4 protein-coding genes and 1 pseudogene are annotated in these 11,012 nt (G+C 40.5%); all 5 read right to left on the reverse strand.

The genetic code is table 11. The features are described from left to right. Nucleotides 1–230: 230 nt before the first annotated feature. Nucleotides 231–5,354 (reverse strand): Rib/alpha-like domain-containing protein, encoded by a 5,124-nt coding sequence (locus tag CP355_RS08445; protein ID WP_158227545.1) that lies wholly within the window; start codon nt 5,352–5,354, stop codon nt 231–233. A gap of 115 nt (nt 5,355–5,469) precedes the next feature. Continuing rightward, nucleotides 5,470–6,525 (reverse strand): annotated as a pseudogene (locus tag CP355_RS10815) (IS30 family transposase). A gap of 13 nt (nt 6,526–6,538) precedes the next feature. Continuing rightward, on the reverse strand, nt 6,539–6,763 hold the full coding sequence (locus CP355_RS08455) for an IS110 family transposase (protein WP_233187019.1): 225 nt from the start codon (nt 6,761–6,763) through the stop codon (nt 6,539–6,541). A 360-nt stretch (nt 6,764–7,123) separates the two neighbouring features. After that, nucleotides 7,124–9,151, reverse strand: coding sequence for a Rib/alpha-like domain-containing protein (locus tag CP355_RS08460; RefSeq protein WP_143468925.1), 2,028 nt, complete (start codon nt 9,149–9,151; stop codon nt 7,124–7,126). A 539-nt stretch (nt 9,152–9,690) separates the two neighbouring features. Then, a partial coding sequence (locus CP355_RS08465; RefSeq protein WP_143468926.1) for a DUF1542 domain-containing protein occupies nt 9,691–11,012 on the reverse strand: 1,322 nt, incomplete at its 5' end.

The following is an 11,012-nucleotide window of genomic DNA, read 5'->3' on the forward strand; positions in this document are numbered from 1 at the left end:
AGTATAACAGTAACTGGGACGGTTTTTAAGTACACTATTTTATTTGACGCTTACTCTAAAACTAATCTAGATACTCGGTTATTTTACGCTTACGTAGAATCTTGTTTTCATTTCACACAAAAAGGCGATCAAAAACAATTTTTCAAAAGTTTTCGATCGTCTTTTTAAATCTGAGAATTAACTTTCTCTAGATACTTTTACCAATAGAATTTATAAAAAACTATTATAAATTATTCTTTATCGCGCTTCTTCTTAAATCCGAATAGACCAAGTGAAGCTAAAAGCATACCAAGCACACCCAAAATTGAAGTATCTTTAGTGCCTGTTTGTGGTAATGTCTTTAAGCTAGTAGCCTTGTTATTACCAATGGCATTATCACTTTCACCTTTAACACCTACAAAGGCATTATCACTTTCAGCCTTAACACCTAGGTTGTTACCAGCGTTTGCGATGCTGCCATTAGCAGTAGAAGCTCCCTTAACTCCATCAGCGTGACTAGAGTTTGAACCATTCTTGTGTGAATGATGCTTGCTTCCAAGAACATCTTCGCTTTTAGCAGCGATGACTAAATCAGTACCAGCAATGACATCCTTTGAACCATCTGGGTAGGTTACTGTAGTAGTACCATCATCACCTACTGTAATAACTGTGCCTGCTGAGAAGCTACCCTTATTAGCATCTTCCACATTCTTCTTAACTTGATTCTTTTCATCATCAGTTAAGTGATTTGGATCTTTAACAGTAACCTTGCCACCTGGAATAGTTGGTGTGATATTGCCAGCGTCTGTTTGTCCTGAAGTTGAGCCGCTATCTTCACCCTTAACCTTATCCTTGTCACCTTTAGTTAAGTGTTCTGGATCTTTTACTGGGACTCTGTCGTCTGGGTTCTTTGGCCCTTTTGGATCGTAGTTATCTTTATCTTCCGTTGGACGTACCAAGTCTCCACCTGGGATTGTATCAGTTGACTTATCTGGGTATTTAATCGTTGCGTTACCCTTATCATCTACTTCAACTTCTGTATCCTTTGGAAGATTTGGATTTACTGTGCCGACTTCGTCCTTAACCTTATCCTTGTCACCTTTAGTTAAGTGTTCTGGATCTTTTACTGGGACTCTGTCGTCTGGGTTCTTTGGCCCTTTTGGATCGTAGTTATCTTTATCTTCCGTTGGACGTACCAAGTCTCCACCTGGGATTGTATCAGTTGACTTATCTGGGTATTTAATCGTTGCGTTACCCTTATCATCTACTTCAACTTCTGTATCCTTTGGAAGATTTGGATTTACTGTGCCGACTTCGTCCTTAACCTTATCCTTGTCACCTTTAGTTAAGTGTTCTGGATCTTTTACTGGGACTCTGTCGTCTGGGTTCTTTGGCCCTTTTGGATCGTAGTTATCACTTTGGTTTGGCTCAACAGTTACACTAACAGTAGTTGTGGTAGTAGAACCATCTTGGAAGGTAGTCTTAACTACACCAGTACGCTTACCAGTAGAGTCAGTATCAGGCTTAGTTATCCACTCATGCTTGGTTCCGTCTGGGAAACTAGTTGGTTTGCCATCTGGAGTTTGGGCAACAACTGTTGATTCTGGCTCAACTTGGCTACCTCTTGGAACAATTACATTATCTTTAGGTGCAACCTTGTATTTATCACTTTCACCATTGACATGAACAGTTACAGTTACTGGGTCAGATTTGCTGCCATCTGGACCTGGATAAGTTACAGTTACTTCACCAGTTACATCCTTACCAGCTTGACTAAAGTCAGGTTTCTTAGTCCAGCCAACAGTTGAGCCTTCTGGTAAAGTAGTCTCATTACCATCAGCATCCTTTACATCGATAGCATCTTTTGGATCTAAAGTTTTACCCTTATCTACCTTAAGACCATCTTTGCCATAGATGTGGTACTTTTCATTGTCATCTAGTTTATCCTTGACGTTAATAGTTACAGAAACATCATCATGGCTTCCATCATCGTAAGTTACTGTTACTTCACCAGATGCCTCACCAGTTTTACTTGTGTTTGGTTCAGTCTTCCAAGTGTATTTTGCATCACTTGGCATCTTCTTACCATTCTTATCAGTGCTTGAAATTACTTCATCAGCCTTAGGCGTTTTGCCAACAGTTGTAGTCCAAGGTTGGGCTTGTGGATCATAAGTTTCTGCATCAGTCTTTACATGAATTGTAACATCAGTGTCTTTCTTAGATCCATCTAGGAAGGTAACTTCAACACTACCAGTTTTATCACCTGGAGTAGTCAAGTCAGGCTTTGCGCCATCCTTCCAGTCAATTGAACCTGCTGGTAGTTGTACTTGCTTGCCATCTGGATCAGTTACGGTTACTAAGCTAGCTGGATCTACATCTTCTCCCTTATCAACTGAAACTTCATTATTAGGAGTTACAGTGTAGCTTTCTGCATCTTTTTTAACATTAATCTTAACAGGTACTATATCATGACTAGTATCTGGGTATGTAACTACTACCCAGCCATCTTTTGATCCTGATGTACTTGTATCCGGAAGTTTTTTACCATACCAGCTATATGTTGTTCCATTAGGTAAACTTTGAGCATTCTTAATTGCTTCTTTAGCCTCTGTAGGACCTAGCTTAGTGTTTCTATTAACAGTAATTTCGACGACCTCTGGGTTGTAGTTATCAGCGTCGGTTGCTGGACGTACCAACTTGCTACCTTTGATTGTATCAGTTGAATGATCTGGGTAAGTTACTGTTGCGTTACCCTTATCATCTACTGTAACTGTAGTGCCTTCTGGTAATGTTGACTTGCCATTTTCATCCTTATTAGCGTCTTCCACATTCTGCTGAACTTTAGCTTGTTCATCTGTAGTTAAGTGGCTTGGATCTGCTACTGGTTCCTTTGCTGGAACTTTTGGTGTGGTCTTCTCAGCGTCGGTTGCTGGACGTACCAAATCGCTACCTTTGATTGTATCAGTTGAATGATCTGGGTAAGTTACTGTTGCGTTACCCTTATCATCTACTGTAACTGTAGTGCCTTCTGGTAATGTTGACTTGCCATTTTCATCCTTATTAGCGTCTTCCACATTCTGCTGAACTTTAGCTTGTTCATCTGTAGTTAAGTGGCTTGGATCTGCTACTGGTTCCTTTGCTGGAACTTTTGGTGTGGTCTTCTCAGCGTCGGTTGCTGGACGTACCAAATCGCTACCTTTGATTGTATCAGTTGAATGATCTGGGTAAGTTACTGTTGCGTTACCCTTATCATCTACTGTAACTGTAGTGCCTTCTGGTAATGTTGACTTGCCATTTTCATCCTTATTAGCGTCTTCCACATTCTGCTGAACTTTAGCTTGTTCATCTGTAGTTAAGTGGCTTGGATCTGCTACTGGTTCCTTTGCTGGAACTTTTGGTGTGGTCTTCTCTGCTGAAGTCTTTTTGACTACATACACATATTCATCGTGATGATCAATAGTATATGTTCCTTTTACAGTATTTGCTTGATTGGTCGCCAAATTATAGTCCGTTGGTACATTGACATTATAATTATAAGTTTCTCCCAATTTACCACTAATCTTATCTGTTGCTACTTCTTTCCCATCTCCCGGCACAAAAAGAGAACTTTTATTCCCAGTTACATCGATATAATGAACTCTAACTTCAGACTTATCTTCACTACCATCCTTTGCATAATAGTAAACAATACCATCATTAGTCGATGTAATTTGATTTATATATGCGTACGATTTTCCATGCGACACAAACGACATGTAATCGTTAACATCTGGTATGTTCCCCAAGTACTTTGTCGTATTACCAATCGCTTCACCATCATAATACGCAGTAACTCGAACCAACCCTTGAGAGTCAATTACTGTTTGCTTTACAACTACATGTTTATCAAGTCTAAAATCATACGATTCACCCACTTTATATGGGGAGATATATCCTGTGGTATTTGGCGATTTTTTCAATGTATATCCATCAATAGTTGGTGCCTCTCCGGTAATTGTGTATTTCTGATAAGCAACACCTTCAAAAGATTTTGGCACTGCAAGTTCGTCTCCCGTTGCTTGATCAACATAATGAATCGTAGTTGTCACTTTCGTTGGCATTGGAGTCGTCATAAAGCCATTTCCCATTGAAGCTGGGTCTCCAGAAATTCCGGTATCCTGACCATATGCAAAACCAACCACCATGCCTTGTATATCATCGCCTTTTTCGATTCCATCAAGACCAATTGAAACACTAGTCCCATCATAATTAGTAAAAATTGGAGGATAAGTAGTTCCACCTGTCCCGTTACTATACTCAACCTTCTTTGATTCACCAGGTGCTACCACTTCTTCTTGTATATTTTGAGACCATCCAGTATGCAAAATTGTTACATATAAATTATTATCATTCAAATTATTTGAGCGGGCCAACAAATAGATAACATGGTAAGATTCATTATAGTTAGCAGCACCGGCAAAGTAGTATCTCCCGCTCTCATCGTTGGTAGTGTGGTTTTGCAAGATTCCCTTTACTGTTGCTGTTGATTTGATCCAATAATGCTTCAGGTTATTGTATACCCAGTTATCCGTGGGCTTATTAGTTATCTCCGTTAACATGGGCTGGGAATCCAGCTTAATGTCTTGGTTTGACATCGGTAAGCTAGTCGAGGCTTCTTTCGGATCAGTACTAGTTGGATTTACTACTAACGCTGCCAGTAGTCGTGCAGCCCATACGTTCGGCGTTATACCTTTTTCATTGGTAGTATTTTGCGTAGTATCTTGGCCTTGCGGAGTACCTTGGTGATTTGTTGCCACTCCTTTTTCTTCAGCTGTAGTCCGCAAAGAATCTTGAAGGTCTGCTACATTACCAGTATCAGTATCTTTTTTGTCGACATTGGTAGGATTTTGCGAAGTTTCATTCGCTTTTGTCTGCTTGCCTTTATCTTTTTCTTCAGCTGTAGTCCGCAAAGAATCTTGAAGGTCTGCTACATTGCCAGTATCAGTATCTTTTTTGCCGACTTTGGTAGTATTTTGCGTAGTTTCATTTGCATTTGTTTGCTTGCCTTTATCTTGCGTAGTATCTTGGCCTTGCGTAGGATTTTGGCTTTGCGGAGTATCTTGGCCTTGCGGAGTATCTTGGTGATTTGTTGCCACTCCTTTTTCTTCAGCTGTAGTCCGCAAAGAATCTGGAAGGTCTGCTACATTGTGACCAGTAAGTGTAGTATGTGTATTAGTTGGCACCGTATCGGCTAATACCGCATGGTTACTATATAGCATAAAAGTTGTCCCCAACAATACTGACGCTACTCCTACAGATAACTTCCGTATTCCCCAACGTTGCTTCCTTTCGGCAAGCTTTTGTTGGTAGACTTGATGATTGTTTTTCGAAACCATATCCGTTCCTCCTAAGCTCATAAAATATATGTAGTTATTTTAATTTTAGTGTAGCACATATTTCGTATAAATCTATCAAAAAAAGACTTTCTAAATTTCAAGAATAAGTTAGTCACTAAGCTGAAATAAATAGCACTGACCAATTAATTATTGGTTGATGAGAACGTGACATCTCTTGATAGAATGCTTTACAGTAAACATCCATTGCAGAACGTCCATTAAATATGGCTCGTGGATAGTGATTCATCCAGTTATTAGTCGCTATAATCTAGGCACTACTATAATCATTAATAGCTTGGCCCTTAGTAATCTCCTTCCGGAGAAAACGATTATTGATTTCATTGGATCCGCGTTCCCTAGGAGAATATGGGTCAGTGTAAAAAACATGGTCATGAACTCGCGTTAACTCACTAAATTCAGAACCATTATCAGAAGTAATTGTTTTAAAAATGCGATAGTAAGCATTCTTGCCAAGCTTCTGACGCAACTCAACAAAAAATTACCAGTAAAACTGCATATGCAGTTTTACTGGTAATTTTTCTCGTAATATTAACCCGTGAAAAACGATCAGTCATTACTAGAACAACGCTATCCTTGCTATCTTTATGACCTTAAATAGTGTCTAGTTCCCAATGACCAATTTCGGACCGTTGGTCCGCAACCTGTGGACGTTGAGCAATGTTAGGTCCTAAGCACTTTTTGGCTTGTGGATGAGATTGATGGTGTTTACGTTTAGTTTTCTCAAAAAGGTCCAAGTTAGACGTACGGAATACACCATCATTAATCCACTGATACAAAGTCACAACAGACTTAGGGATCAGTGATCATCACTCATCAAATCACGTGCCTTATAAATAGCTGCTTGAGGAGAGTAACGATGCTCATCAAATTCACCAAGCATTAATTGGTCGGCCAATTGTAAAAAACGCTTTGAGCGGTAATATAAACGAGGACGGCCGGACCGTTGGTGGCATTTAAGATAAATATTCTGACCGGCTTCATAACTGTAGATGTGATAAGGGTAATCGTAAGTCTTACCATTGAATTTTTGACGACGAATTTGGCAAACTGCACCACGTTTAAGCTCATTATTAATGGTTTGGTGGTTCACTCCTAATTGACGACCGATTGCGCGATTTGAAAGTCCTTGCGACTTTAAAGTCGCAATCATCACACGTTCTTCTTTAGTAAGATGAGCATTCTTTTTTATTTTTTAAATAAGTAGTAAGCTGAGCCGAATAAACACCTGTAGTTTCAAATATTATTATTGTACCGGGTTTAATATAAGAATTTAATATTTGGAAACCGCTCTTATTATGCTTAAATTTAAAAGCTATTTCTTCCGCTTCTTTTGTTATCAAAGTGGCATGACTTTCACCTTGACTAACATCAATACCAATAATATTCACCTAATCACCCCATTTTAATCAATTGAGGCAAATATTTATTTTCAGCTCCATTTCTTGATTATACGATCTCTGAGATCCACACCCTTAATCTAGTTTGATTGAAAATAAACATTTATGGGCCCGTTTGACAGTCGAATTTAATATTCCATTCTGTTGTCGACCTCAACCTCAATCTAAGTATAAGAAAAAAGGTAGATAAAAACATCGTCATGTTTCTATCTACCCTTATACTTTAGGGTGTTTGACAAAGAGCCAGAAAGATACTCGGTTATCTGACGCTTACACAAGATCAAGAAAAAGAACATGAATAAAAGGCCCAGCTTTTGCTGAGCCTTTTATTAGTTACGCCATTTAAAACGTTTAATCCTCCTTCTTTTTCTTCTTTCCTAATCCAAATAGACTTGCTAATGATACTGATAACAAACCTAAAATTCCAAGCTTATTATCTTTTTCACCAGTTTGTGGTAATGTCTTAGCTTGTTGAGCCTTGTGGGCTTCGCGAGTCATGACTGGTTGATCACTGCTCTTGACTGGTTGACCATTAACAACTTTCCAACCAACAAGTACATTACCGTTAGCGTCAACAACTTGATTGTTCACAGCCTTAACACCAATAATTAAATCTCTGCCTGGGATAGTATCCTTGGAACCATCTGGGTAAGTTACTGTTGTTGTACCATCGTCGCCTACTGTGATATTTGTGCCTGCTGGGAAGTTACCCTTGTTTGCATCTCCCACATTCTTCTTAACTTGATCTTTTTCAGAATCTGTTAAGTGACTTGGATCTTTAACAGTAACCTTGTCGCCTGGAACAGTTGGCGTAATGTTACCAGCATCAGTTGTGTCGCCCTTTTGGCCTTGAACTAATTGGTCACCTGGGATGGTGTCCTTTGAACCATCTGGGTATTTAATCGTTGCTGTACCATCATCGCCTACTGTAACTGTAGTGCCTTCTGGGAACTTATCCTTGTTAGCATTATCGACGTTGTTCTTAACTTGATTCTTTTCATCATCAGTTAAGTGACTTGGATCTTTAACAGTTACCTTGTCGCCTGGAACAGTTGGAGTAATGTTACCAGCATCAGTTGTGTCGCCCTTATCAGTATTGACGTGAATCTGGACTGGCACGTCAGTCTTAGTACCATCTGGGAGGGTTACTTCAACTTGACCGGTTTTATCGCCGGAGGTGCTCAAGTCTGGCTTTGCTCCCTCTTTCCAGTCAATTGAGCCCGCTGGTAATTCGACTGGTTTGCCAGCTGGATCAGTCACATTGACTAAGCTGCCTGGATCGACTTTCGCTCCCTTATCTACGGAAACAGGGGCCTTAGCAGTTACATGGTAGCTTTCCGCCTTAGCCACCACATTGACGGTCACTGGAACTGAACTGGTCGTATGATCACCGTACGTTACAATTACGTTTGACGTGTACGAACCAACCGTTGCGGTATCAACTGGCGTATTCGGATCCCACGCGTACGTTGCATCACTTGGTACATCACCGTTGTACTTAACGGCGTCCTTCGCTTGGTTGGTGGTCAACGTCGTCCCTTGTTCCACGGTAAGCGGGTCACTGGCGACCGGAGCATAAAGCTTATTTTCAGCCTGCTTCTTTACATAAACATAAGCATCGTGGTGCGTCCCTGAGTACGTCCCCTTGACGTCACTGGAGCCAACTTCGTAGTAATTAGTTGGCACCGTGTAGGTAAAGCCGTACCCGTCCCCAATGTTGCCATGAATGGTCTGAACTTTATCAACAAGTTCTGGCCCATCGGACGGTGCGTAGTAACTGTTGTTAACGCCCGTCACATCAATGAAGTGCAGCCGCATTTCGCTGCCGTTGGGATCGCTGTCCTTGGCGTAGTAGTAAATATAGCTGTCATCGACCTGACCAATTCGGTTGGTGTAAGTATGAAATTTACTATCCGGGGTAACAAAACTCATCTGATCGTTGTCGCTCTCACGCCCCAAGACCTTGCTGGCATTCTTCGATACTGGACTCCCCTTATAGTACGCAGTCGCCCTCACGGTCCCATCGGTATTAATCACCGTTTGCTTAATTACGACACTATCCGGCAAAGCTAAATCATAAGTTTGCCCAACTTTATATGGCGCAATCGTACCGTCTTCATAAGGTAAGCCCAGGAACTTAGGTGAGGATACCAAATGATACCCCGGAACCGTTGGAGCATCACCCTTAATTTTGAAGCCTTGATAACCAAAGCCACTAATTTCCATTGGTTGAACAATGTCTTTTCCAGTTGCTTGGTCCACGTATCTAACCTTGGTCGAAGTTTCCTGTGGGATCGCACCTGCCCAGAAACCGATTGACTTCGTTTCGGCCGCCTTATTATTTTGTTTGTAAGTATTAGAGCCGTACGTAGGGTCCAATAAGCCCCCATCAAAGACTGGCAACAACCCCCAATCACCATCTTCAAAGCTCAATCCAGTTGTAGATGGTCTTGTAGGCGATTCTAACTACATGAGCCACTTGTTCAATCGACCATTTTTGTCACTGAATACATAATACTTTCTAACTGTGATTGAATATCGGCGAACTGATTTTGTAAGATACTCAATTGTGATGATGTTTTAGTATCTGTAATACCCATCAACGCCTCTGATAATGGTAGACGACCTTCATCATACAGCTTGGTTAATAACGCTGATACAACGTCAGTATTACCTTGTTAATATCCTTAGATGAAAAGTTAGCTTCAACAATATCGTTATTATGATTCATAAAAAATATCCTCATTTACTGGTAATTCCAGCATAGGAGGATTCAATTACAAATTCTAGACGTGTGGATACCGACTGCTTACCTTATCATGCAAGCTGAAAACCAAATAAGACCCAAGGACCTGTTACACACAGATTCTTGGGCCTTATTTATATTATGAATTTGCTACGACGGTTTGAGTAGTTGCTTAATCCCGCTTCTTACGGAATCCGGCACTGCCCAACAAACCAACTAAGCCTGCAATGACTAAGCCAACTAAGCCTGCACCACGTTGTGTTTCGTCACCAGTTTGTGGCAATTGAGTTTTTTCATTACCAGACTGTCGAGTAGAACTATGCTTTGTAACGTCACTGGAGTTATCACTTTGAATATGACCAGCTTGGTTACCGTTCCCTTCATTAGTTGCAGAATTATCTTGGTCATCGACTGAATTACTCTTAACAGGAATTCCGTTAAGAGCATCATCGATGGCACCCTTAGCAGCAGTTTGACTAGCAGTCAAACTAGGCACTTTCACTGCCTCAATTGCATTAATACCCTTAGGTTGTTCAGTAGCTGCATCATTGTTTGTTGTAGCTTTGTTGATAGCGTCTTTTGCTTTATTCGCTGCAGCAGTTGCTTCTTTGATCAACTTGTCTTTAGTAGGTTGATCAATGTTGGTTGCTCCATTAATTTCGCTCTTCTTATTGTTAAGAGCAGCATCAATTGCCTTGTTGGCATCATCTTTAGTTGCAGAAGTATCAGGAACCTTAACTTTGTTAAGCGTGTCAACACCATTTTCCTTAGCAGTGTTTACTGCATCGTTAGTTGTTGCTTTATTAATGTTAGCCTTAGCGTTATTTGCATCAGCGTTGGCGTCAGTAGTTAACTTAGCTTTCTCTTCGTCAGTTAAGTTAGACTTGTTGATTTCGTCAATCTTTTTAGCTAAAGCATCATCAATTGCCTTGTTGGCATCATCTTTAGTTGCAGAAGTATCAGGAACCTTAATGTTGTTAATCTTTCCAACACCAGTGTTCTTAGCTGTAGTAACATCAGCGTCTTTAGTGGCAGCATCAATATTGCCCTTAGCTGTTTGAACTTCACCAGCAACGGTCTTCTTCAAATCAGCCTTTTCTTCAGCAGTTAAGTTTGAAGCATCGATCGCATCGTCCTTAGTCTTAGCAGCTTGATCAATGGCATCCTTAGCAGCATCTTTAGTGGCTGAAGTAGTAGGAACAGTAATGTTGTTAATCTTTCCAACACCAGTGTTCTTAGCTGTAGTAACATCAGCGTCTTTAGTGGCAGCATCAATATTGCCCTTAGCTGTTTGAACTTCACCAGCAACGGTCTTCTTCAAATCAGCCTTTTCTTCAGCAGTTAAGTTTGAAGCATCGATCGCATCGTCCTTAGTCTTAGCAGCTTGATCAATGGCATCCTTAGCAGCATCTTTAGTGGCTGAAGTAGTAGGAACAGTAATGTTGTTAATCTTTCCAACACCAGTGTTCTTAGCTGTAGTAACATCAGCGTCTT

The organism is Lactobacillus sp. UMNPBX4, from assembly GCF_002554115.1.
GTDB classification, from domain to species: domain Bacteria; phylum Bacillota; class Bacilli; order Lactobacillales; family Lactobacillaceae; genus Lactobacillus; species Lactobacillus gallinarum.